This window comes from Bacillus cereus group sp. BfR-BA-01349 (assembly GCF_022663795.1).
GTDB lineage: Bacteria > Bacillota > Bacilli > Bacillales > Bacillaceae_G > Bacillus_A > Bacillus_A cereus.
Genome location: NZ_JAKUGE010000026.1, coordinates 15496 through 39856, shown reverse-complemented (window position 1 = coordinate 39856; position 24361 = coordinate 15496). Strand labels below are relative to the sequence as shown.

Sequence of the window (24361 nt, the reverse complement as noted above, 5' to 3'; positions counted from 1 at the left end):
GGTGAAATGAGCAATGAATACAATGAATAAGACAAAAACTGTCTCTCCATATTTTGCATTTATTTTATTGCATTCTCTCCAAATCGGCATAGGAATTCTCGGATATCAACGTGTAATTTTGAAAAATGCAGGTTATGATGCTTGGATTTCTCTTATTATTGCGGGGATTGCAACTCATATTGTACTATTTTGTATGTTAAAAATGCTTGAAAAAGACGGAGATTTAATTAGCATTCATACAACAACTTTTGGAAAATGGGTTGGCTCTATATTTTCTGTAATTTTCACTCTTTATTGCTTATTATTTTGCCTTACTGTTCTTCGGACATATATGGAAGTAATACAAGTTTGGATTTTCCCTACCATTAAGTTATGGAAACTTACGCTTATGTTTTTATTAGTCACTTACTACATTATAAAAGGCGGCTTTCGCTCTGTGACAGGGATATGCTTTTGGGGTATTGTGCTGCCTATTTTCGTTGTGTTCTTTTTAATCTATCCGATGAAGTATGCACATTTTCGTAATATTTTACCTATTTTTACGCATTCACCTTTTGACATGCTTATATCTGCAAAACACTCCGCATTGGAATTTCTGGGATTTGAAACAATTCTTATCTTTTATCCCTTTATTGAAAAAGGAAAATCTTTAAAGCGATGGGCCCATGCTGGAATTGCTTTTAGCACTTTAATTTATGTGATTTTAGCTATCGTATCTTTTATGTATTATAGCGAGGGACAATTACACCGTACTATTTGGCCTACTTTAACGATGTTAAAAATAATTAAAGTTCCTTTTATTCAGCGCTTTGAATATATTATTATTTTCGTTTGGTTTTTAATTATTTTACCAAACCTTTGCTTAACCATTTGGTCATCATGTCAAACGATGAAGCGTTCCTTTCATATTTCATTTAAATTTACATTACCGTTTTTTATTTTCATCATATTTTCAGCTTCTCTGTTTTTCACAAACCGTGAAAGTATCAATACATTAAATACCGTACTATCTCAAGCGGGTTTATATATTGTATACGCTTATATCCCGATTTTATTTTTGTTTCATTCACTAAGATGGCACTTCAAAAATCGTTCAAAAAAAACTTCTCCCTAGGTATCCCTTAGTCTGATACAATTTGATTAATACATTTGTAAAGGGGACAAGCGAATGAAAAAGTATGTATTTTCTTTACTTGCAGTACTAAGCTTAATTCTTGCTGGATGCGGAAGTACAGGTACAAATGACCAAAAATCTTCTGAATCAAAACAAGAAGAACATGACCACGCATCGCACACTCAGCAAGCTGACATTCAAGAGAAAACAAAAGGAATCGACACACTTCCAACCTTCCTAGATAAGCTTGATCCACAAATGAAAGATATCTACACCGTCGCTGGACAAAATGCAGAGCTATTAGATTGGATTCCATGCTATTGTGGTTGCGGTGAAAGTGTAGGACATAAAAAATAATAAAAACTGCTTTATCCGTGAAATTAAAAAGAATGGTGAAGTTGTTTGGGATTCCCACGCAACGACTTGCGTCAATTGCCTAGAAATCGCAGTTGAATCTGCTTCCATGAAACAAAAAGGAAAATCAACGCTTGAAATTCGCAACTATATCGATAATAAATACAAGGAAGGCTATGGCAAACCAACACCTACGCCAATGCCAAAAGCTTAAAAAACGAGGAAACTCCTCGTTTTTTCTTTTCATTCACTTTTTTTCTTAACAAATTCTTTCAAGTGTATTTCCCCTTACTTATCACACACTATATATAACTCTCGGTAAGGAGGGTATACAGTGCAAACATATAACGACTATGATAAAGCTCTCTATTACACGTATTGCTGTAATTGGGATAAATTACTCGTTCTCATGGTTCAAACGAACGATCAATTATTTTCTAAGCGTATTGAGCATTTTTTACACGCTTATCAATACAGTAAAGAACTACCAGAAGTTGATAAACAATTGCAGCTCCTATTTCAATATATTGACCACGCATCCCAAAAGTCGCATGTAGAAGAAGTAGAACAAATTCAAATGTAAAATATAGCGCTATTCTCTTTAGGAGGGTAGCGCTTTTATTAATATTAATACTAATAAAAGTTCCCTCTTATAAAACTTTTATTGATAAACATATTTTTTCTTTCTTTTCCATACCACTTCATACTATAATTTAGTATGTAACTATTATAAGAGAGGTATAAAATATGGGACGAGAAAAAAAGCAAGAATATGCTTTACTTACCGCATGGGGAGCTTCTTTTATCGCTACACTAGGAAGTCTGTACTTTTCCGAAATCATGAAATTTGAGCCTTGTGTTCTTTGTTGGTATCAACGTATTTTTATGTATCCATTCGTTTTATGGCTCGGTATCGCTGTAGCAAAAAAAGATTATCGCATCGCAAGTTATTCTTTACCAATTGCAAGTATTGGTGCTTGTATTTCTTTATATCACTATGCAATTCAAAAAGTCCCAGCGTTTTCAGCTGCTGGAGCAGCTTGCGGTCGTGTACCCTGCACCGGAGAATTTATAAACTGGTTTGGTTTTATTACAATCCCGTTTTTAGCACTTATCGGCTTTATTACAATCGCTGTTTGTAGCTTTATTGTCATCAAAAACAAATAAGGAGATGAAAGAATGAAAAAAATGCTTATATTTGGTGGTATTATTATCGCCTTGTTCGTAGCAATTTTCGCGGTCACACAAATGGAAGAAAAAAATGCTACTAGCCAAAAGATTGATAATCCTACTGAAAGTAAGACAAACGGTCCTGACTACTACACAAATAAAATTTCTCTTTCAGATCTTCAAAAGAACTTAAAAGAGAAAAAAGAAGAAACAGTATACTTTTATCAAACATCCTGCGTTCATTGCCAAAAATTATCTCCTGTCCTAGTGCCAATGGCTAAAGACTTAAACGTTGATATGAAAGTTATGGATATTGAAAAATTAGATGCTCCTTGGGATGAATATAAAATTCAAGGAACACCAACAATCATTCATTTTAAAGATGGCAAAGAAGTGAGCCGTATTAGCGGTGAACAGCCGAAAGATAAATTAAAAGAATGGCTTGAGCAAACGAAAAAGTAACGAGAAAAGGAAACTCCTTCTACACATGAAATGGGTGTAAAATCCCACACTAATGTATAAGGAGGGGGTTTTATGCCAGAAGTAAGATGTTCTGTTTCCAACTGTTCTTTTTGGGGACAAGGTAACTTTTGTCAAGCAAGTGCGATCATCGTTCAGCCTGATGCAGATGAAACTGGTCAAACTGAAAATGATTCATATACAGCTGCTGTTTTAACAAACGAGACACTAGAAAGTTCTGTAGCAACGAGTGTAGAGACTTGTTGTCATACATTTAAGCCTAAATATTAACAATTATTCCACCTCATATACGTGAGGTGGTTTTTTCTTTCCCTCTTCTTGTTTACGTCATCTCTAATTCTCCCTATAATAAAGTTAACATTTTTATGAATACGAAGGTGAAATACTATGGCTAAAACAATTGCAGATATCGCCAAATTGGCTGGAGTTGCAAAAAGCACAGTCTCTCGTTACTTAAACGGCGGATATGTAAGTGATAAAACAAAACTTAAAATCGAAGGTATTATTCAGGAAACAAATTTCTCTCCCAATACATTCGCTCAAAGTTTAAAAGCAAAAACAACAAATTTAATTGGTGTCATCATCCCCCGATTAGACTCCTTCGCTACAATGAAAACACTTATCGGGATCGATAAAACATTACAGGAAAATAACTATCAAATGCTTGTAGCAAATGCAAATCAAACAACCGAAACTGAAATACAAGCAATTGAAAACTTTATAAAACAAAAGGTAGCTGGCATTATTTTATTAACAAAAACATTAACGAATGAACATCAAAAAATTATGGCTAATTCAAACATCCCTATTTTATTCGTCGGGCAAGAATATAAAAATCAATATTGCCTCGTTCACGATGATTATGATGCAGCGTATGAGTTAGGGGCATACGTTTTATCACAAGGCCATCGACATATTGCCTATTTAGGGATAGGAAAAGATGATATTTCTGTTGGAATAAATCGAAAAAATGGTTTTCAAAAAGCAATTGAAAATTTAGAACCAACTTGCAACGTTTCATATTACGAAACAACTTTCCGCATAGAAGATGCCATGAAACAAGTACAACATATTTTAGATAATAATCGCCCAACTCTTATCGTATGTGCTACAGATAACATCGCTCTTGGCGCAATGAAAGTCATTCACTCCCACTCCCTTTCTGTACCAGGTGATATTTCTGTAACAGGATTCGGTGGATATGATATTTCAGAAATGGTACACCCTAGTTTAACGACAATTGCGTTTGACTATGAGTATGCTGGAAAGCTTGCTGCCACTTCTCTTTCACAGCTTGTTGAAAACAAAACTATACCAAAAATATTACACTCTCGTTATACATTAAAAATCCAAGAAAGCGTTGACAAAATATAAAGGCGCTCTATAATAAAATTAAAACCGGTTCCACATTTTAAAAACAGGATTTTCAACATCATTTCCCTGTTTTTTATTTTAGTTCCTTAAGGAACCGGTTCCATATAAGAAAATTTATAGTAAGGGGGAATTTTTATGGATATGAAACAAATTGCAACTCAAGTAATACAGAACATTGGTGGAAAGGAAAACATTGTCCGTGCCACACATTGCGCGACTCGCCTTCGTCTTATATTAAAGGATGATACGAAAATAAACGCTGCAGAAATCGAAAACATCGATGGAGTAAAAGGTGCTTTCGCAACGACCGAGCAATATCAAATTATTTTTGGAACTGGCATAGTAAACAAAGTATATGATGAATTCTCAAAACTAATTGGAATAGCCGAACTAGATTCTACAACATCAAACGATATACCTAAGAAAAAAATGAATCCTATCGCCCGCCTAGCAAAGACACTATCTAATATTTTTGTTCCAATTATTCCAGCTATCGTCGCAAGCGGTTTACTTATGGGTCTACTCGGAATGTTGAAAGCGTTTAAATTAGTTCCTGGAGATCACTCACTTATCCAATTACTTGATATGTTCTCAAGTGCAGCTTTCATTATTTTACCTATTTTAATTGGAGTTAGTGCCGCTAAAGAATTTGGTGGAAACATTTTCTTAGGTGCAGTTGTTGGTGGTATATTAACTCACCCAAGCTTAACAAATCCTTGGACTCTTTCAAATGCAAAACCAACTGTTTTACATTTCTTTGGTATGGATATTGATATGATTGGCTATCAAGGTACTGTTTTACCTATTTTATTATGCGTATATGTTATGAGTACAATTGAAAAAGAACTTCGAAAACGTGTTCCGAACTCTTTAGATTTATTAGTTACACCATTCTTAACAATTATTATAACTGGCTTTTTATCACTTATTATTATCGGACCAATTGGATATAAAATCGGTGACGGCATTACGTACCTTTTAAATACAATCTATCAATTTGCAGGACCAGTAGCTGGACTTATATTCGGCGGATTGTATTCAACAATCGTTCTTACTGGCTTACACCATAGCTTCCACGCTATTGAAGCAGGCTTACTCGCAAATAAAGATATCGGTGTCAATTTCTTACTCCCTATTTGGTCAATGGCGAACGTTGCACAGGGCGGTGCTACTTTAGCTGTCTATTTCAAAACAAAAAACAAAAAAACGAAAGAAATTGCAATTCCGGCCGCAGCTTCAGCATTTTTAGGAATTACAGAACCAGCTATTTTTGGTGTCAATTTAAAACTTGGTAAACCATTTATTGCAGCAGCTATTGGCGGCGCAATTGGAGGCGCTTACGTTGTTTGGATGCAAGTGGCGGCTAACGCATACGGTTTAACAGGTATTCCGATGCTTACAATTGTTGCACCTCTTGGCATGATGAACATGATTCACTATATAATTGGTTTCGCTATTGCAGTTATCACTGCTTTTGTTGCCACATTCATTTTATATAAAGAAAGTAAATAATAACGGGGTGAAAACCTATGTCAAAATATAAAACAATACTGCAATCTAATAAAGACGAATTACATTCTTTATATGAAATTGCAAACCAAGATTCATGGAAACCAATTTATCATATCCACCCACCATTTGGATTAATGAATGATCCTAACGGTGTATCCTACTACAATGATGAATATCACGTTTTTTATCAGTGGTATCCATTTGGTCCCATTCATGGAATGAAGCATTGGGGGCATGTGAAGTCAAAAGACCTTATTAACTGGGAGCGTATGCCTGTAGCCATCATCCCTACTGAAAGCTATGAATCACACGGTGCATATTCTGGTAGTGCTATCGTAAAAGATGGCCTTCTTCATTTACTTTATACAGGGAATATAAAAAAGCCTGATGATTCCCGTGATGCAAAACAATGTATGGCAACAATGGATTCACAATATACGATGACGAAATATAGTAATAATCCTGTTATTGATATAATTCCTGACGGATATACAAAACATGTACGTGATCCAAAAGTCTGGAAACATAATGATATGTACTATATGTTGCTCGGTGCCCAACGTGAAAATAAAACAGGAACTCTATTACTATACAAATCACAAGACCTATACAATTGGCATTTCCAAGGCGAAATTACAACAAATTTAAAAGAATTCGGATTTATGTGGGAATGCCCCGATTACTTCCAATTATCAGGGAAAGATGTACTTCTCTTTTCACCGCAAGGAATTGAAAAAGACGGCGAAAACTTTCACAATATATACAATGTCGTTTATGCCATAGGCCATTTCGATATTAAAAATTTATATTTCCATGTTGATTCCTATTACGAAGCTGATAAAGGATTCGATTTTTATGCCCCTCAAACTTTAGAAGACTCTACTAGTCGTCGCCTATTGTTTGCTTGGGCAGGATCAAGTGAAATCACATATCCTTCTGATGATTATATGTGGGCTCATTGCCTAACACTTCCACGTGAATTAACATTAGAAGATAACATCTTAAAACAAAAACCAGTTTCAGAATTAACAAAACTACGAACAACAAAAAAAGAAATTTCAGGAAATATAACAGCTGGATTAAATGTATTATCAACGCTTGATGATAAAGGCTCCTATGAATTAATTGTTACACTTAAAACAGAAGATGCAAAGCGTTTTGGGCTTTCTCTCTTCCACATGAGGAGGAATGTTTCCCCCTTACATTTAATCGGGAACAAGGTACTATTTCTATAGACAGGGGCAACTTCTACCATCAATTTGGCGGAGAATATGGATTTGAACGCTGTAAAAAAATCGATATTCAAGATACGATAGAACTACAAATATTTGTAGATAAAAGCATCGTGGAAATTTTCTTATACGATGGTTCAACAGTCTTTACGTCCCGAGTTTTTCCTCGAAAAGACATGAAACATCATATCGCAATCTTTTCAGATGCAAAACTAAACTTTATCATCACACAATATAAGCTGAAAAGAGGGATTGTATGAGAAATGTCTTTTGTATAGGTGAACTATTAATTGATTTTGTGTGCCGAAATACTAACGTTTCTTTAGTAAACGGTTCAGATTTCGAAAAAAAAGCTGGTGGAGCACCCGCTAACGTTGCTGCTGCGATTACAAAATTAGGTGGACACGCTACATTTATGGGGCAAGTAGGAAATGACCCATTTGGTGAGTTTCTTGAACAAACTTTACAGCGTGCGCAAGTCGATACATCCATGCTCATAAAAGATAAACAAACAACACTTGCATTCGTATCCATCGATCAAGATGGCGAACGTGATTTTACTTTTATGCGTGGTGCAGATGGTGAATATCAATTCAATAGCATTGATTTATCAAAAATACAAACGAATGATTTAATACATTTCGGTTCAGCGACAGCTTTACTATCAAGCCCATTAAAAGAAACGTATTTTCAGTTGTTACAATATGCGAAAGATAACGGCCATTTTATTTCTTTTGATCCAAATTATCGAAGTGCACTCATTACAAATACAGAACAATTCTCTCAAGATTGTCTAACCTTTATAAAACATGCACACTTCGTAAAAGTAAGTCAAGAGGAAGCTACTATGCTCTCTAAAGAGAGTGATTTACAACAAGCTGCACTCAAATTATTAAATTATGGCGCAAAAGTAGTAGCTATTACACTTGGAAAAGACGGTACACTTCTTGCGACAAATGAAGGTCAAACCATTGTCTCTTCTATTTCCATTCAACAAGTCGATACAACTGGTGCTGGTGATGCTTTCGTTGGAGCAATGTTATATCAGATTGCCCAAAGTGAACATACACTTTCGTATCATTTCAAAGACTTAACAGCGTTTATCTCCTTTGCAAATAAAGTAGGCGCTATCACATGTACAAATTACGGTGCAATTGCCTCTCTTCCATCATTAACAGATATAAAAGCATACGATTAATCGTATGCTTTTTTACATTCCCCTCCAAAAATCATGCATAATAAAAAAGTACAAAATAACGAGAACGGCCGTCCCGCATAAGGTAATGCGCCGATATATACTCTTCTCTCCTTCCCTCGCTTTCACAAACGCCCAAATAAATCCGAAGAACAATATTAAATCAACATATGGAACATAAAAAGAAAAGACGAAAAACGCATATAAATACACGATAAATAAACAGGTCGTTACTAAAAAAACTTTAAACGCAAATTCACTTTTCATAATATAACCGCCCCCTATCTGTACTGTATTATATTCAGCAAAATACAATAGTTGCAGTTAAACTCCAAGTATAAATAAGCTACCGTCTATAATACGGTAGCCATTACGGAACATTGTATTTCCGTTTATATATATTACTTAAAATCGAAGAAGGAATTTGCTCGTAACGAATTTTCTCTCCTGTTTCATCTATAATATACGAATTGTTTCCTATATAATATATTCCATCTTTTCGTTTTGAGTACACTGGATATCTTTCATTTGGCAATACCGTTTTCACTTTCGTTAACTGTCCATTTGGTTCTTGCCAATATATATCCGCGCGGTCTACTAGCGTTAGTACTCCAATTTGTTCTTCTTCTATTTTTCGACCATTCCAGCTCACAACGCGATAACCAAGCTTATTCGCTTCATATTCGGGGCTCGTATGAAAACGAGAAATGATTACTTTTGTTTGTAATTGTACTCTGTCATATAACCATTGTATATCCCTGTCATGCATGCGAATACAACCATTTGATTCCCTACTTCCAATCGTCCATTCCCGGTTCGTCCCGTGAATCGCATATTCATTCTTATCTAGTCCAAGCCACCTCGTACCGAGAGGGTTATTCGGTGCACCCCCAGGTATTTTTTTTCGATGGTATTCTTTATTTTTAAATTTAGTTATAATACAAAAGTTACCTTCAGGCGTAGGTGTACGATCTCTTCCAGTCGTTACTGGAAATGTTTTTGTATAATTTCCATTCTCAAAAAAAGACAACTGATTTGTCGTAAGATTCACTAATATTAAATGATCTGTATTAGCAAAAGCACTAACCGGTAGGATGAAAAATAATAGTATGACGAAACATAACTTTTTCAGCTATATCCCCCCTAGCGCTCACTATAATAAGTGGAATTAACATTACTTTGCTCTTATAAATGAAAACTATCCATTTACAATAACGCCCCCATTTACATGTATCATTTGTCCAGTAACATAAGAAGAATCACCAGACGCTAAATATACGTATGCCGGCGCTAACTCATATGGTTGACCAGGCCTTTGCATTGGGACATTGCTCCCAAACTGAGAGACTTTCTTCTCATCAAAGCTCGATGGAATAAGCGGTGTCCAAATCGGTCCTGGTGCAACACCATTTACCCGAATCCCTTTTTGCACTAACGATTGAGAAAGTGATCTTGTAAAAGCTACGATTGCTCCTTTCGTTGCGGAATAATCAATTAACGTTTCATTTCCTTCATATGCAACGATAGATGCCGTATTTATAATGACATCCCCTTTCTTCAAATGAGAAAGGGCTGCTTTCGTAACGTGAAAATAAGAAAAAATATTAATACGAAATGTTTTTTCTAGCTGTTCTGCTGTAATATACTCTAGCCCTTGCTGCGGATATTGCTGTGCAACGTTATTCACTAAAATATTTAAACTACCTAACTGCCGGGCGGTCTCTTCCACAATATCTTTACAATGCTGTTCATTACTCAAATCCCCCGGCAACAATACACACTTTACACCTTCTTTTTCAACACGTTGTTTCGTCTCTTTTGCATCTTCTTCCTCATCTAAATAAGCAATCGCAACATTTGCTCCTTCTTTTGCAAAAGCGATGGAAACTGCTCGTCCGATTCCGCTATCTCCTCCCGTAATTAACACATTCTTCCCTTTTAACTTTTCACTTCCTTGATAATTTGGATCTTCAAACTGCGGAAGGGGGCTCATTAATGATTCAATACCAGGCTGCTTATTTTGATGTTGCGCAGGCATTGTTATAAAGTTTTTTTGCTGTGGCATAGCTGCTTTCAACTCCTTTTCCTTAGCATGTGCACAATAAAAAGCTGAAATTCACACATCGGTTTACGATTAATATTCGAATTTAAGACACAAAATATGAATTGTTATAAACTTTTTATGCAAAACTATTGCAAAATAGATAAAAAACGAATATTATATATAACTGTTGTGAAAATTATTCGTAAACAGAAAGGATGTTTATATGTTTAACCTTTCAAAACATAAAACTTCTATTAAAATTGAAATTATGGCAGGTATTATTACCTTCTTAACAATGGCATATATCATTGTCGTAAACCCTGTTATCCTTGGAGATGCAGGTGTTCCATTTGAACAAGCATTTACAGCAACAATTATTGCTGCTGTTGTCGGAACATTATTTATGGCAATCTTTACAAACTTACCAATCGCAATCGCGCCAGGTATGGGATTAAATGCTTACTTCTCTTACTCTGTTGTAAAAGCGCATGAAGGCATGACTTTCGCAATTGCATTCTCTGCTGTATTCGTAGCAGGTATGATTTTAATTTTGCTATCATTTACATCTTTCCGTACAAAATTAATGGAAGCAATTCCTGAAAACTTAAAACACGCAATTACTGCTGGTATCGGGCTATTTATCGCCTTTATCGGTTTACGTTTAACAGGTATCGTTACAAAAAATGATGCAAACTTAGTTGGACTTGGTGATCTTCACTCTGCTCCAGTTCTACTAGCATTAGCTGGACTTGGAATTACTATTATCCTTATGTCTTTAAATGTAAATGGCGCACTATTTATCGGTATGCTATTAACTGGTATTATCGCTTTCTTCACAGGACAATTAACATTCTCAAACGGTGTTACATCAATGCCTGGATTACCAGAAGGAATTATCGTTTCAAATCCAATTACTGCTGTATCTGACGTAATTAACTACGGATTATACGGCGTTGTATTTTCATTCTTCCTTGTTACATTATTTGATACAACAGGTACATTACTTGGGGTAGCTCAACAAGGTGGATTTATGAAAGACGGAAAACTCCCAAAAGCTGGACGAGCTCTTCTATCTGACTCATTCTCAGCAACTATTGGTTCTATGTTCGGAACGACACCATCAACAGCTTACATTGAATCATCTGCTGGTGTTGCAGCTGGTGGTCGTACTGGTTTAACAACTGTTACAGTAGCTGTTCTATTCGCACTAGCAGCATTCTTCGGACCATTAGTAAGTGCTGTCTCTGGTGTATCAGCTATTACTGCTCCATCATTAATTATCGTTGGTAGTCTTATGATGGGTTCAGTTCGCCACATCGATTGGGACACATTTGATGAAGCATTCCCAGCATTTTTAGTAATCTTAAGCATGCCTCTTACATCAAGTATCGCAACAGGTATCGCACTTGGATTTATTTCATATCCACTTATGAAAGTGGCAAAAGGTAAATTCCGTGCTGTTCACCCACTTGTATATGTATTTGGAATTTTGTTTGCTTATCAATTGATATTCTTACCACATTAAAAAAGTAGAGCATCGAAATCCGATGCTCTACTTTTCTTTTACAACAATCATTCAAACTATAAAGGCCCCTCCAAAATACGAAGAAGGTTATAACCTTTTAATACTTCTCTTCTACCTTTAATTCTTTACTATACTTTTGAATGAAAACTGATGAAATAACCATTACTATGCCCACACTAAAACCAATAAGTTGATCTATTAACATTTCATCATGAATAAACCAGCGAAGTAAAAATACGCTACCAAAAATAAACATCATAATAAACCCAGTATGCCTAAGTCCTTTATAGACATTTTCCATATGTATCACCTCTTCACATAACATTATCCATATTATACCATACAACCATCAAGTAACCGTATCGTCCTCTGACAATATGCAGCTACCTTTTGATCATGTGTAACAACTAACACTGTTTTTCCTTCTTTATTAATCTCTTGTAAAATACTCATAATTTTCTCCCCATTTTCTTGATCAAGAGCACCAGTCGGTTCATCAGCAAGTATAATTTTTGTATCTTGTGCTAAAGCCCTTGCTATTGCTGTTCTTTGCTGTTCTCCTCCTGATAACTCGTAAGGATATTTGTTAATATGCCTCTCAAGCCCTACCATTTTCAGCATTTCTTTTGATATTTGCATACGTTTCTTATGAGAAATTCTTCTATATATAAGCGGAAGCATTACATTTTCAACAACTGTATAATCATCTAATAGCGAAAAGTTCTGAAACACAAATCCAACTTCCGTGTTTCTATACTTATGATAATTTGACTTGAATGTACTCGTATCCATTCCATCTAAAAAATACTTTCCAGTAGAGGGGCTATCAATTAAGCAAATAATGTTAAGCAAGGTTGATTTCCCAAAACCAGATGGTCCCATAATGGCTATCATTTCGCCTTTTTCTATTGTAAGATTAATATCTTGTAAAGCACTAAAATTACTCTTTCCGTATCCCTTAGCCACATTTGCGAGCTGAATCATCTATAACACCTCTTTCATATATGTATTTTTTATTTTTAGTACATTGAAATAAATGATTGCATATATAACGAGGATCATTACAATTGATAAAGCACCTATAACAACCAATGATTCTATAGAGACTTTTAACGTTCCAAAGAAAGATACTATACTATTTTCTAGCCCTTTCTGAATTTCAATTACTCCGCTATTCTCCCATTGAAAATACATTATGCCTATACATATCGCTAAAACGAATAGCAACATATACTCAATAATAAATGGAAGACATATTTGAAAAGTGCTTGCACCTAACGCTGATCTAATAGAAATATTTTTACGCTCCATATAAAGTGCTGCCATTGATGTTAATACAATAGATAGAAATGAAAAAAATAAGACTGTACCGCTTAATAATAAGGGGTATGACATATTATCAATACCTTGTTTTTCGTTTTCTAACAATTTATTCGGATTTGTAACATAATACGAATAACCCTTACCTTCTGTTACCTTTAATACTTTCTTTTGAAGTTCATTTATATTTATCTTATCATTTGTTTCTATAATTAACCCATTGTATAAAAGTTCTACACTATAGAACTCTATTTCTTCTGTTCCAATTGGTAAAATCGCCATGTCATCTAATAATGTAATACGATTATCCGATATTTCACCACTTCGAGGATATGTAAATGGTGAATTTTTTTCTAAAAAACCAATTACTTTTAGCTTCATTTTTCCAGATGGTATAACATCACCAATAGATACCTTTTCTATATAATTAGCCCCTAATATAACAGGTCTAATATCAAATACTGATTTATGAAATTCCGATTCCTCAAAATATCTTCCTTGTGAAATTCGTATACGAAAGTACTTATTAATATCTTTATCAACAATAAGAGTCTTTATCGTTCCATTTTCTTTTTTTAAACTAAGTGAATAGTTACGGAACAGATAATTAGTTTTATTTGTTATTGGTATCATATTAGATAACCCTTGCATGAAATGTTGATAATCATTTTTCGCTTTTTCTTCGCTAAACAAGGTTATATCTTGCGTCGCATAAAGTTCATAGAAATTTTTATGAGTCGATAAATTATTTGCTACCGTCATCATTTTTCGATATCCCGAAAGATTACTAACAAATTCTATTGCTGAAGAAAATGCAATAATTAAAGAAATTACTATAATCAAACTTGGTAACAACCGTTTTTTCACAGACCGTATAGAATCAAATATAAAAAACATGACGACCTCCTACGTTCTTAAATGTTTTCCGGGATATATATTTATAATGTGCTTGATTGGAATTACAGTAACAAAAATTGTAAGAAAAATTATAAAAATAACATTGCATATCAATACATATAGTGTTAACGGTTTTACTAAGTATGTCTGAAAATAAGTATGAATTGTTCCCGAAAATATTTCTAACATAATAAAAACTAAGAACATCGCTGCTAGAGAAATAAACAAAATTTGAATATATAGTTCGCAGTAGATAGATATATTAGAAGCACCTACTGCTTTTTTTAATGAAATCTCTCTTTCTTTTTTATAAATCCAAAATAAAACCGCAGAAATGCCAGAAACAATTGCAACAAGAATAAATTTATAATAATACTTATTTGCTGGATCTATATGTGTCACATGTAGTTCTTGAAGATCTCGTTCATTCAGCATTTGAACATCTCCCGAAAGCACTTCTTTACTCCTACCCATAAACTTTTTTATTTCGTTATGAATAGATGATGTAGGATTAACAACTGTTAATTGTAATTGTTTACTCTCGATAATACCTTTTTTAGATATAGTAGGTAAGTTTTGAAGTGGAACGTATATGCCTGCTACACCGACGTCACTGTCTTTTCTTGATATAGTTCCTATTTTTTTATATGTATCATCAAATTCATATAACTCCTCTACATTCGTTTGATCGCCAACAACCATATCGTTTACATTTTCACGATGAAAATATTGTCCTTCAGAAATATATGGCTTCCAATAATAATCATCTTTTAAATTCACAGCTATGATCTTTGTTGCCCCTGAACTATTTAATGCTTTTAAATGCTCTACATAAATATCACTTTTAACAAAAGTATCTTGTATGAAAGGAATTATCTCTTCCAATTCAGTTGCATTCGCTATCGGAACAGTTAAAACTTGGTTCTTCTCTGGAAAACCGATTTGAAAAGCCGATATAAAGTTTCGTTTAGACTCTGTTAAAAGTGCGGCTATTGATATAGAAAGAAAAGAAATAAAAAATGACATAAGGAGAATTAAGAAAAACAGTTTATTGCTTTTTATATTTTTAAAAGCTAGGTACATGTCTGTGCTCCTTTTAAATAAGAAGGAGATGATGAACATCCCCTTCTCCTTATCTAAATATTTATAAAGACAACTGTTTAATGCTTTTTACCACTGTAATCGTAAGTTACCATTACTATCAAAAGTACCTTTGTGTGTATCTTCTTGATAGTCATTATTCTCATTTGCATAATGCTCCGAGTATAGTCCTTTTGCACCAAAGGCGTTATATGCACCATTACTCACAGTTGCGTTTAATGCTCTTCCAGATTCATGGGATCCTAATTTGTCTGAAGCGCTTTCAATATATGAATTATTTCCATTTGATTTAATAAAAGAAATTGCTACTGAACAACGAGATGCATTTTGATTCGTAGTAGTTTGAGCTCTGTAAGATAGTAGGTTACCGCTTTTGTGACCGCTTAGAGTTGGATAGAATGCACTTGTTGAGATTGATGTTGCTAATAATACTAAAGTCGTAATTGAAAAAACTTTTCCTTTCATTAACAATCACCTCATAAATTTAATAGTTTAGTAGCGCTACATCATCATAATATCCTTCAAATAAATTCTCCTCAACAAGAAACCCCGATGTTTTACAAACTCTTTAAACACTTAAACATTCATACATTTTTAAAAAGTAACGGAATAAGCAAGCAATACAAAAAAAGGCTGCAGAGAACTCCATCTCCGCAGCCTAGTACTTATTTTTGCAAAAACGCCTGCAAATCTGCAAACTGTCTCTTTGCATCTTCATAGCCTTGCTCATATAAATTTTGTAGTTTTGCTGTATCTTTTTCCATACGATCTACTTGAAGCGGCACTTCTGGGCGAATAACAAATAAATTACCCGCTTGTTCTTCTTTTTCGATGTAGTGAAGTGTTTCATTATACACTTCATAACGATTTAGCATCGTGTTAACAAGATTCGGATATTTTTTATAAGCTTTCGCAGCAACCCATCCAAACTTTGATTTTTTCTTCGCGTAGCCATGATTTCTCGTTAAAATTACGACTGATTTTTTAAATCCATCTTCCTGTGCTTTACGAACTGGAATCGGATCTGAAATCCCACCATCTAATAATTGCTTACCACGGTAATTTACTACTGGTGCAATGAAAGGCAATGAACTAGACGCTTGTAATAAATTTAGCGCATCATCATTCGTTCCTTCTTTTTCAAAATAAACAGATTGCCCAGTTTCACAATCCGTCGTTCCTACAAGGAAACGTTCTGGGCTATTAAAGTATGTTTCAAAATCAAACGGCACATGCTTTTCTGGAATTTCATGAAAAATGAAATCCATATCAAATAACTGCCGTTTTCTCCATAAGTTTTTATACGATAAATATTTCGGATGTGATGCATAATCAATATTGACCGTTTTATTTCTATTTCTTTGTCTGGAAAGATACGACGCTGCATGACAAGCACCAGCTGATACACCAATTACATATGGAAAATATAAATCTTGTTCCATAAAGTATTCTAATATCCCGCCCGTGTACACACCACGCATACCGCCGCCTTCTAATACTAACCCCGTATTTTCAAGCATGTTACTCTCTCCTCTATATATATTGACTCTTTAATTATTCACCATGTTAAGTATCTTTTTCTATTATATATGAGTTCTTTCAGAAATTATATTTAAAAGACTTGAGAAAAAGGAGTTTTTTCTTCCAATTATATTTCCAAATGACCGGAGACATCCTTTATAAACCTTTGAATAAAATCTTGCTCTTCTTTCGTATATCCATCTAAAAGTAACAACCACTTTTCTTCAGCTTGCTTATGCAATTTTTCATGAGCTTTATATATTTTATTCCCACTTTCCGTTAAGCGGAAGAAGATTTCTTTTTGATTATCTAACATTTGCATCTTCTCAACGAATTGCTTTTGAAACAACTTTGTACAAATTTTAGAGATTGCTCCCTTCGTCATGCCCATTTCTGTCGTAATTGCCGTTACATTTATCAAACCATTTTTTCCGATACATTCGATTACATGTAACTCAGATAAAGACATACTACTTACACCTGTCTCACGAAGAAACTTCTCATTTTGTCGTTTTAAATGTTCTTCTTTTTTATGCAAAAGTGTACGAATGTCCGACAGTATTTCCATTTGCTTCGTTGCATGCTTCAATCCGTTCGCCTCCTAAGTTTCCGAAGAAACAATTTAACTATATACCATTTTAAAATTATTTTTTCATCTTTACAAGTGAGAAAATAATTTTAAAATAAATTTAGTTTCCCAGGAAACTAAATTGCAAGGGGGTTAACAAGATGAAAAAATCTAAACTAAATTTCATTTTATATGTTATCTGTATTAGTGCCTTATTCGGTTCCTTCGCTCAAAATATTTACACACCTATCTTACCGATGATTCAAAATTCTTTTCATACTTCTCTTTATCTTGTAAATGTAACAGTTTCACTTTTTACATTCGTTCTTGCGATTATGCAGCTCATATATGGCCCTTTAATTGATACAAAAGGGAGAAAATCTGTCCTTATTCCTAGTTTAATTATTAGTACGATTGCTTCAATCGGATGTGCTTTTTCGGCAAACATTTATTTATTTCTCTTTTTTAGAGCTGTTCAAGCTATAGGAATAGCGGCTATACCTGTAGTTTCAGCAACGATTATCGGCGATTTATTTGAAGGAAAAGAACGCGGAGAAGCGATGAGCCTATACCAAATGTTACTTGCCCTCGCACCTGCAATGGCTCCTCTCATAGGTGGTTATCTTGGCAGTATAAATGGTCACTTATCTGTATTTCTCTTTTTATCTACACTTGGCATTATCTTATTAATGATAAACATTTCACTACTTCCAGAAACAAAGCCAAATGTAATTAAGCAGTCTAAAGCACAAAAGAATTACTCTCTTATCTTAAAAAATAAAACTGGATTTTCTATTACTCTTATTGGCTTCATTCAATTTTGTATTTACTTTTGCTTTCTCGTTTTTTTACCGAGTATTTTAACAAATTCATTTCATTTAACTGTAAATAAAATTGGTCTTATGTTTGTACCAATGTCTCTTTCTATCATGCTAGGAAGTTTTTGCTACAAGTTTTTGCAAAAACGCCTCACAACAAAGCAAGCTTTATTTATTACGAGTTTCTTCAATATTATATGTGTCGTTTTATTCTCTTTCACATATAGCATCAATATCCCCTTCATCATTATCGTTACATCTTTGTACGGTTTTAGTATGGGACTTTCTATGCCAACTCACACTACTTTATTAACAGAAGAATTCGTACAAGAACGTGCAACAGCTATCGGTATGTACAACTTCATCCGCTATCTTGGTATGGGTACAGGGCCACTTATAGGTGGATTTCTTTTATTTAACCAAAATTACTTTTGGATTTTCTTCCTAGGCGCAATTATGTTTTTACTTGTAATCTTATATGCAATGAAAATGCTAAGTTTTCATTCTGTACAAAAAGTAAAATAGAGCCCCCAAAAAGGTCGGCTCTATTTTACCCTCTTTGATCCGCAACAATATGAATATCAATATACTTTGTTTGTCTCATAATTTCATTTACAATAGAGCCTTTTCGTATTTCTTCCCATCTTGTTCTAGCCGATTGTCCAAGTAAAATTTGCGTTACTTGTAATCTTTTTGCGACTTCAATAATAACATCTGCTGGCTTTCTTCCTTTTGCCTCTTCTAATACAAAACTCGCATCAAATTGATTCGTTAACGATTTCCACTCTTCAATTGTTTGTTTTTTACCTGCTGAAAGAGAATCTATATTTTCCCTCTCAACGTTTAATACGTACAATTCAGCATTTAATCGATCAGCCATGCGCCATCCCCGTCTTATTAATTTCTCCGCTGTTGAACTGTATTGTACACAAACGAGAATTTTTTCTTTTACGCCAATTGGTTCTATTACTGTTTGGCTAATTTTCTCGTCCATATCATCAGCAACTTCACGAAGTGATAATTCCCTAAGTGCTCCTAAATTATTAAGTGTAAAGAAGTTTTGTAAGCTTTGCTGAATTTTTTCTTCTTTATATATCTTTCCGTCTATTAGTCTCTTCCTTAATACCTCAGGCGTTGCATCAACGAGCTGAATTTCATTTGCTTTTTGTAAAATAAAATCTGGAATTCGTTCTCTTACTTTTACATTCGTAATTTGAGCTACAATATCATGAACACTTTCTAAATGTTGAATATTAAAAGCTGATAATACCGATATACCAGCCTCTAACAATTCCTGCACATCCATATAACGTTTCTTATATTTAGAACCAGGAACATTACTATGAGCAAGTTCATCCACTACGACTACTTGCGGCGCGCGTTTTTTTATTCCTTCCACATCAAGCTCATAAAATACCTTTCCTTTATACTGTATTTCTTTTAAAGGAACTTTTTCTAAATCAGCAATTGCTTCTTCCGTCTCTTTTCTTCCATGCGTTTCAATTAAACCAATTACAATATCAATTCCATCTTTTTTCATTTCTCTTGCATCAAAGAGCATTTTATAACTTTTTCCTACGCCTGGAGCTGCTCCGACATATAGCTTTAACTTTCCGTGATTTTGCTGACGAATATATTCTAAATATTCCTCTGGCGTTCGCCTTTGAAACTTCGGTTCATAATCATCTGCATACAAAATAAACACTACCTTTCATTCGAAACAACGCTACCTCAATCCATTAGATTGAGGTAGCACTGTTACTATTTCATTAATTTCTGTAATGCCAAATTTAGCTTTAAGACGTTCACTCGATCTTCTCCAAATAAACCAAGCGCAGCACCTTCTGTTTGATCTTTAATCAATTTATTAAGTTTTTCTTTCGGAATATTCGTTAATTTTGAGATGCGATTCACCTGCACCGAGGCCGCCTTTGGACTAATATCAGGATCAAGCCCTGAACCTGAATTTGTCACTAAATCTATCGGTACTTCTGTAACTGAAACAGCTGGATTTTTTTCCTTCCAGTCCGCAATACTTTTCTCTACTCGCTTTGCTAAATCTGGATTAGATGGTGCATAGTTATTTGAACCAGATGCTTCAGCCTTATATTCAATACTAGAAACACGCCCTTGAAAATAACGTGGATCCGTGAAGTTTTGACCAATTAATTTAGAACCAATCACTTCATTTTTATCATTATATATTAGACTTCCATCCGCATTATCCTTCATCACTGCTTGTGCAATACCAGTAACAATAAGTGGGTATACAAGTCCACACAATACTAGAAATGTAAAAGTAATACGGATAATTGGTGATAGTATACTTTGTTTCTTCTCCATCTTTTTCCCCTCTTCCTTATATAAACAAGCCGACAATCATATCAATTACCTTAATTCCAATGAACGGAACGATAACTCCACCAAGCCCATAAATAAGTAAGTTTCGGCTAAGCAATGCATTAGAACTCATCGGTTTATATGCAATACCTTTCATCGCTAACGGAATGAGTAATGGAATAATAACAGCGTTAAATATTAATGCTGATAAAATCGCTGACAGTGGTGATGTTAATTTCATAATGTTCAATGCTTCCATTTGCGGAATCGCAAGTGTAAACATTGCTGGAATGATTGCAAAATATTTCGCTATATCATTCGCAATACTAAACGTCGTTAAAGCACCTCGCGTCATTAACAATTGCTTACCGATTCCTACAACCTCAATAATTTTCGTTGGATTCGAGTCTAGATCAATCATGTTGGCCGCTTCTTTCGCTGCTGTCGTACCACTGTTCATCGCTAATCCAACGTCCGCCTGTGCCAATGCTGGAGCATCATTTGTACCATCACCTGTCATTGCTACAAGTTTCCCTTTATCTTGCTCTGCTTTAATAACAGCAATTTTATCTTCCGGTTTACACTCGGCAACGAATTCATCTACTCCAGCTTCTTTTGCAATCGTTGCTGCCGTTAACGGATTATCACCTGTACACATAACCGTTTTAATCCCCATTTGGCGTAACTGTTCAAAACGCTCACGCATACCCGGTTTTACTGTATCCTTTAAATAAATTAAACCATAAATACGATTATCTACTGCAACTACAAGTGGTGTTCCACCCTCTTTTGAAATTAAGTCTGCTTTTTGATTTACATCTTTCGGAATTATTCCGCCTTGTGACTCAACCCATTCAATAACGGCACCTACAGCACCTTTTCTCACTTTTGTTCCGTCTTGTAAATCAACACCACTCATTCTCGTTTCTGCTTTAAACGGAACAAACTCACCTTGTTCTGCAAGTTCCCTATTGTATGATATAGATTTTCCCTGCACATACTCGATAACAGATCGACCTTCTGGTGTTTCATCTAAAACAGAACTAATAGCGGCCCACTTTCCAACTTGCTCAATCGTTTCATTTCCTACAGGCAATAATGTATGAGCCATCCGGTTCCCAAAAGTAATTGTACCTGTTTTATCTAAAATAATTGTATTAATATCGCCAGCAGCTTCTACTGCTTTCCCCGACATCGCTAACACGTTAAACTTTGTCACACGGTCCATCCCAGCAATACCAATTGCCGATAATAGCCCACCAATTGTCGTTGGAATTAAACAAACTAATAATGCAACTAGCACAGCAGTATCAATTTGAAACCCTAAATAATTTGTAAAAATCGGCAACGTCACAACAACGATCAAGAAAATAAGAGTTAAGCTCGTTAATACTGTATTTAAAGCAATCTCATTCGGCGTTTTTTGACGAGCAGCTCCTTCTACTAAAGAAATCATTTTGTCGATAAATGATTCACCAGGATTACTCGTAATGACAATTGTAATTTCATCACTTACGACCATCGTTCCACCTGTTACGGAACAAAAATCACCGCCTGCTTCTTTTATAACAGGAGCTGATTCCCCTGTAATTGCAGATTCATCTACAGATGCTAATCCTTTGATTACTTCGCCATCATTCGGAATCATTTCTCCTTGTTTTACGATAACAACGTCACCTTTTCTAAGATCAGTTGCTGAAACTTGGACAATGTCTCCATTTTCTTTTACTACATTTGCAAACACATCTTTCTTCGACTGCTTTAAAGAATCGGCTTGCGCTTTACCACGACCTTCTGCTAATGCTTCTGCAAAATTCGCAAATAAAACTGTAAATAATAGAATGAGAGAAACTGTTATATTAAACCAATCTGGTATACTACTAGAACTACTTGGAAGAAAAGATAAAATGAACGTAATGATAAATCCAATCTCCACAACGAACATAATCGGATTCTTTATCATGACTTTCGGATTCAATTTCGCAACGGATTGCTTCATCGCATGTGTTACGATATCACGATCCATCGTTTTCGCTTGTCTAACTTCATCTTCTACAGCATGTATTTGTGACTCATTTAATTGTTTTTCTTTTACTACTACCGGTCTCATCATTTACCCTCCATTACTTCAATGTAAGAAATTCTGCAATTGGACCGAGTACTAACATCGGGAAGAATGTTAATGCACCGACAATTACAATTGTTCCGATGAAGATGCCACCAAATAAACTATTATCTGTACGGAACGTTCCAACTGTTTCTGGCACTACCGTTTTTTCTTTCAGCGAAGCTGCCACAGCTAACATCGTAATTAAACTGAAGTAGCGTCCTAAAAACATAACTAAACCAGTCGTAATATTCCAAAACGGTGTATTATCTCCTAATCCTTCAAATCCAGATCCGTTATTTGCAGCTGACGATGTATATTCATATACAACTTGCGTTAAACCGTGGAAACCAGAATGAGAAATAGCATCCGTCCCTAAATTTGTTGAAAGAGCTAATGCCGAAAAGCCTAAAATGAGCAATGGATGAAATAAAATCGTGACCGCAATTAATTTCATTTCCTTACCTTCAATCTTTTTACCTAAAAACTCTGGTGTCCGTCCAACCATTAACCCAGATATAAACACTGCAATAATTGCATACATAATAATGTTTACAAAGCCTGCTCCAACGCCGCCATACACTGTATTTAACATCATATTTACAAGTGGAACTAGACCGCCAATTGGTGTTAACGTATCATGCATCGTATTAACAGCCCCAGTTTCAGCAGCTGTCGTTACCGTTGCGTATAGTGAAGAAAATACTGTTCCAAATCATACTTCTTTCCCTTCTGTACTTCCTTGTACATGTTCGATACCCATTCCATTTAATGCCGGGTTCCCGTTTAGTTCAGATGTCGTAATCGTTATAAACCCTAGTAAAAATACCATAAATAGTGACACGAAAAGGATGCGACCTTGTTTTTTATTTCCTACCATTCGTCCGTACGTAAATGGAAGTGCTGTTGGTAATAACATCATAAGCATCATTTGCAAAATATTACTCATTTGTCCTGGATTTTCAAAAGGATGCGTAGAGTTTGCTCCGAAAAATCCACCGCCGTTATTTCCAAGTTCCTTAATAGAAACGAATGATGCAACAGGGCCACGTAATATACTTTGCTTTGCCCCATCAATCGTTTGTGCTGTAACCGCCCCATCTAACGTTTGCGGTACGCCAAGTGCAACAAAAACTAGTGCCGCAATAAATGCGATAGGAAGAAACACTCTCGTTAACGCTCTCGTAAAATCAACGAAAAAGTTACCAAGTTCTTTTCCAGCAAGTCCTCTTATAAAAGCCATAACGAGCGCCAATGTCGTTGCTGGTGCCGCAAACATTAAAAATGTAATCCCGATTAATTGTGATAAATAGGATAAACCATTTTCACCGCTATGATGCTGTAAGTTTGTATCAGCCATAAAACTAATCGCTGTATTAAAAGCGAGCGTAGGCTCCATCCCTTCAATATGCGCTGGATTTAGCGGCAACACACCTTGTAATCTGAAAATGAAATATACAATAACAATCATAAATCCGTTGAGTAAAACTAATGATAATGCGTACTGTTTCCACGTTTGATTGTATTCTTTTACACCCATAATTTTAAAAATAAGTTTTTCAAAAGGCCCGAATACTTTATCTAGCATTTTGCTACCTTGAAAAGCTTTTTCTAAATAAATCCCCATTGGCTTTGCTACTAAAATAAACAAGAGCATTGTAATAATGACTGCAACCCAAATCATAATGA

23 protein-coding genes and 3 pseudogenes are annotated in these 24361 nt (G+C 34.8%); 12 read left to right on the top strand and 14 right to left on the bottom strand.

Annotated features, from left to right (window positions below; translation table 11 throughout):
* Positions 1-13: 13 nt before the first annotated feature.
* The 10 genes and pseudogenes from MR169_RS15775 to MR169_RS15730 all read left to right on the top strand — a co-directional run bounded on the left by MR169_RS15775 (position 14) and on the right by MR169_RS15730 (position 8434).
* Positions 14-1114 carry a GerAB/ArcD/ProY family transporter gene (locus MR169_RS15775; protein WP_086423992.1) on the top strand — a complete coding sequence of 367 codons (1101 nt, stop codon included), beginning with the start codon at positions 14-16 and terminating at the stop codon, positions 1112-1114.
* 54 nt (positions 1115-1168) lie between these two features.
* Positions 1169-1682 (top strand): annotated as a pseudogene (locus MR169_RS15770) (PCYCGC domain-containing protein).
* Positions 1683-1802: 120 nt separating this feature from the next.
* A complete protein-coding gene (locus MR169_RS15765; RefSeq protein WP_001195459.1) occupies positions 1803-2051 on the top strand; it encodes a YhdB family protein in 249 nt (82 codons plus the stop codon).
* A 164-nt stretch (positions 2052-2215) separates the two neighbouring features.
* A complete protein-coding gene (locus tag MR169_RS15760; protein ID WP_000532264.1) occupies positions 2216-2635 on the top strand; it encodes a disulfide formation protein C in 420 nt (139 codons plus the stop codon).
* Between the two features lie 12 nt (positions 2636-2647).
* A complete protein-coding gene (locus MR169_RS15755) occupies positions 2648-3100 on the top strand; it encodes a thioredoxin family protein (RefSeq protein WP_000738450.1) in 453 nt (150 codons plus the stop codon).
* Positions 3101-3172: 72 nt separating this feature from the next.
* Positions 3173-3388, top strand: a complete 216-nt coding sequence (locus MR169_RS15750; protein ID WP_001115481.1) for a DUF1540 domain-containing protein — start codon at positions 3173-3175, stop codon at positions 3386-3388.
* A 117-nt stretch (positions 3389-3505) separates the two neighbouring features.
* Positions 3506-4492, top strand: coding sequence for a LacI family DNA-binding transcriptional regulator (locus MR169_RS15745; RefSeq protein ID WP_001140398.1), 987 nt, complete (start codon positions 3506-3508; stop codon positions 4490-4492).
* Between the two features lie 135 nt (positions 4493-4627).
* A complete protein-coding gene (locus MR169_RS15740) occupies positions 4628-6004 on the top strand; it encodes a sucrose-specific PTS transporter subunit IIBC (protein WP_000367319.1) in 1377 nt (458 codons plus the stop codon).
* 17 nt (positions 6005-6021) lie between these two features.
* Positions 6022-7496 (top strand): annotated as a pseudogene (scrB, locus tag MR169_RS15735) (beta-fructofuranosidase).
* On the top strand, positions 7493-8434 hold the full coding sequence (locus MR169_RS15730; RefSeq protein WP_001246642.1) for a carbohydrate kinase family protein: 942 nt from the start codon (positions 7493-7495) through the stop codon (positions 8432-8434). The pseudogene scrB and the gene MR169_RS15730 overlap by 4 nt, the downstream one beginning before the upstream one ends.
* A 12-nt stretch (positions 8435-8446) precedes the next feature.
* Here the strand turns inward: MR169_RS15730 and MR169_RS15725 are convergent, their stop codons facing one another.
* From MR169_RS15725 to MR169_RS15715, 3 genes are all read right to left on the bottom strand, one after another.
* Positions 8447-8698: a hypothetical protein gene (locus MR169_RS15725; RefSeq protein WP_071737549.1), complete on the bottom strand. Its 252-nt coding sequence runs from the start codon at positions 8696-8698 to the stop codon at positions 8447-8449.
* Positions 8699-8801: 103 nt separating this feature from the next.
* Positions 8802-9563: a L,D-transpeptidase gene (locus tag MR169_RS15720; RefSeq protein ID WP_033682769.1), complete on the bottom strand. Its 762-nt coding sequence runs from the start codon at positions 9561-9563 to the stop codon at positions 8802-8804.
* Positions 9564-9629: 66 nt separating this feature from the next.
* The gene (locus tag MR169_RS15715; RefSeq protein WP_001136266.1) at positions 9630-10496 is read right to left on the bottom strand and encodes an SDR family oxidoreductase; all 867 of its coding nucleotides are present in this window, start codon (positions 10494-10496) and stop codon (positions 9630-9632) included.
* A 202-nt stretch (positions 10497-10698) separates the two neighbouring features.
* Here MR169_RS15715 and MR169_RS15710 point away from each other — a divergent pair, with 202 nt between their 5' ends.
* Positions 10699-12000 carry an NCS2 family permease gene (locus tag MR169_RS15710; RefSeq protein WP_242319641.1) on the top strand — a complete coding sequence of 434 codons (1302 nt, stop codon included), beginning with the start codon at positions 10699-10701 and terminating at the stop codon, positions 11998-12000.
* A 97-nt stretch (positions 12001-12097) separates the two neighbouring features.
* Here MR169_RS15710 and MR169_RS15705 read toward each other — a convergent pair whose 3' ends face one another.
* From MR169_RS15705 to MR169_RS15675, 7 genes are all read right to left on the bottom strand, one after another.
* Positions 12098-12301 (bottom strand): hypothetical protein, encoded by a 204-nt coding sequence (locus MR169_RS15705; RefSeq protein WP_000432806.1) that lies wholly within the window; start codon positions 12299-12301, stop codon positions 12098-12100.
* Between the two features lie 32 nt (positions 12302-12333).
* Positions 12334-12984, bottom strand: a complete 651-nt coding sequence (locus MR169_RS15700) for an ABC transporter ATP-binding protein (RefSeq protein ID WP_242319640.1) — start codon at positions 12982-12984, stop codon at positions 12334-12336.
* Positions 12985-14217 (bottom strand): ABC transporter permease, encoded by a 1233-nt coding sequence (locus tag MR169_RS15695; protein WP_016117188.1) that lies wholly within the window; start codon positions 14215-14217, stop codon positions 12985-12987.
* 9 nt (positions 14218-14226) lie between these two features.
* Positions 14227-15300, bottom strand: coding sequence for an ABC transporter permease (locus tag MR169_RS15690; RefSeq protein ID WP_242319639.1), 1074 nt, complete (start codon positions 15298-15300; stop codon positions 14227-14229).
* Positions 15301-15387: 87 nt separating this feature from the next.
* Complete coding sequence (locus MR169_RS15685) at positions 15388-15783, bottom strand: hypothetical protein (protein ID WP_000676983.1); 396 nt, start codon at positions 15781-15783, stop codon at positions 15388-15390.
* Positions 15784-15983: 200 nt separating this feature from the next.
* The gene (locus MR169_RS15680; protein WP_000892677.1) at positions 15984-16838 is read right to left on the bottom strand and encodes a patatin-like phospholipase family protein; all 855 of its coding nucleotides are present in this window, start codon (positions 16836-16838) and stop codon (positions 15984-15986) included.
* Positions 16839-16966: 128 nt separating this feature from the next.
* The gene (locus MR169_RS15675; protein ID WP_000679676.1) at positions 16967-17428 is read right to left on the bottom strand and encodes a MarR family transcriptional regulator; all 462 of its coding nucleotides are present in this window, start codon (positions 17426-17428) and stop codon (positions 16967-16969) included.
* 140 nt (positions 17429-17568) lie between these two features.
* On the opposite strand from MR169_RS15675, the gene MR169_RS15670 reads away from it, so the two are divergent.
* Complete coding sequence (locus MR169_RS15670; RefSeq protein WP_242319638.1) at positions 17569-18750, top strand: MFS transporter; 1182 nt, start codon at positions 17569-17571, stop codon at positions 18748-18750.
* Between the two features lie 25 nt (positions 18751-18775).
* Here MR169_RS15670 and kdpDN read toward each other — a convergent pair whose 3' ends face one another.
* The 4 genes and pseudogenes from kdpDN to kdpA all read right to left on the bottom strand — a co-directional run bounded on the left by kdpDN (position 18776) and on the right by kdpA (position 24356).
* Positions 18776-19930 carry a KdpD-like non-kinase potassium sensor gene (gene kdpDN, locus MR169_RS15665; RefSeq protein WP_242319637.1) on the bottom strand — a complete coding sequence of 385 codons (1155 nt, stop codon included), beginning with the start codon at positions 19928-19930 and terminating at the stop codon, positions 18776-18778.
* 56 nt (positions 19931-19986) lie between these two features.
* Positions 19987-20568: a K(+)-transporting ATPase subunit C gene (gene kdpC, locus MR169_RS15660; protein ID WP_242319636.1), complete on the bottom strand. Its 582-nt coding sequence runs from the start codon at positions 20566-20568 to the stop codon at positions 19987-19989.
* 16 nt (positions 20569-20584) lie between these two features.
* Complete coding sequence (gene kdpB, locus MR169_RS15655; RefSeq protein WP_001247997.1) at positions 20585-22675, bottom strand: potassium-transporting ATPase subunit KdpB; 2091 nt, start codon at positions 22673-22675, stop codon at positions 20585-20587.
* Between the two features lie 13 nt (positions 22676-22688).
* Positions 22689-24356, bottom strand: a pseudogene (gene kdpA / locus MR169_RS15650) (potassium-transporting ATPase subunit KdpA).
* Positions 24357-24361 lie beyond the last annotated feature (5 nt).

Coding starts and splice junctions, on each gene's coding strand:
- MR169_RS15685 (WP_000676983.1), bottom strand. CDS start 15,783: ATGAAAGGAAAAGTTTTTTCAATTACGACTTTAGTATTATTAGCAACA.
- MR169_RS15670 (WP_242319638.1), top strand. CDS start 17,569: ATGAAAAAATCTAAACTAAATTTCATTTTATATGTTATCTGTATTAGT.
- MR169_RS15730 (WP_001246642.1), top strand. CDS start 7,493: ATGAGAAATGTCTTTTGTATAGGTGAACTATTAATTGATTTTGTGTGC.
- MR169_RS15690 (WP_242319639.1), bottom strand. CDS start 15,300: ATGTACCTAGCTTTTAAAAATATAAAAAGCAATAAACTGTTTTTCTTA.
- MR169_RS15745 (WP_001140398.1), top strand. CDS start 3,506: ATGGCTAAAACAATTGCAGATATCGCCAAATTGGCTGGAGTTGCAAAA.
- MR169_RS15725 (WP_071737549.1), bottom strand. CDS start 8,698: ATGAAAAGTGAATTTGCGTTTAAAGTTTTTTTAGTAACGACCTGTTTA.
- kdpC (WP_242319636.1), bottom strand. CDS start 20,568: ATGGAGAAGAAACAAAGTATACTATCACCAATTATCCGTATTACTTTT.
- MR169_RS15715 (WP_001136266.1), bottom strand. CDS start 10,496: ATGCCACAGCAAAAAAACTTTATAACAATGCCTGCGCAACATCAAAAT.
- MR169_RS15710 (WP_242319641.1), top strand. CDS start 10,699: ATGTTTAACCTTTCAAAACATAAAACTTCTATTAAAATTGAAATTATG.
- MR169_RS15700 (WP_242319640.1), bottom strand. CDS start 12,984: ATGATTCAGCTCGCAAATGTGGCTAAGGGATACGGAAAGAGTAATTTT.
- MR169_RS15695 (WP_016117188.1), bottom strand. CDS start 14,217: ATGTTTTTTATATTTGATTCTATACGGTCTGTGAAAAAACGGTTGTTA.
- MR169_RS15680 (WP_000892677.1), bottom strand. CDS start 16,838: ATGCTTGAAAATACGGGGTTAGTATTAGAAGGCGGCGGTATGCGTGGT.
- MR169_RS15750 (WP_001115481.1), top strand. CDS start 3,173: ATGCCAGAAGTAAGATGTTCTGTTTCCAACTGTTCTTTTTGGGGACAA.
- MR169_RS15775 (WP_086423992.1), top strand. CDS start 14: ATGAATACAATGAATAAGACAAAAACTGTCTCTCCATATTTTGCATTT.
- MR169_RS15760 (WP_000532264.1), top strand. CDS start 2,216: ATGGGACGAGAAAAAAAGCAAGAATATGCTTTACTTACCGCATGGGGA.
- MR169_RS15755 (WP_000738450.1), top strand. CDS start 2,648: ATGAAAAAAATGCTTATATTTGGTGGTATTATTATCGCCTTGTTCGTA.
- MR169_RS15705 (WP_000432806.1), bottom strand. CDS start 12,301: ATGGAAAATGTCTATAAAGGACTTAGGCATACTGGGTTTATTATGATG.
- kdpB (WP_001247997.1), bottom strand. CDS start 22,675: ATGAGACCGGTAGTAGTAAAAGAAAAACAATTAAATGAGTCACAAATA.
- MR169_RS15740 (WP_000367319.1), top strand. CDS start 4,628: ATGGATATGAAACAAATTGCAACTCAAGTAATACAGAACATTGGTGGA.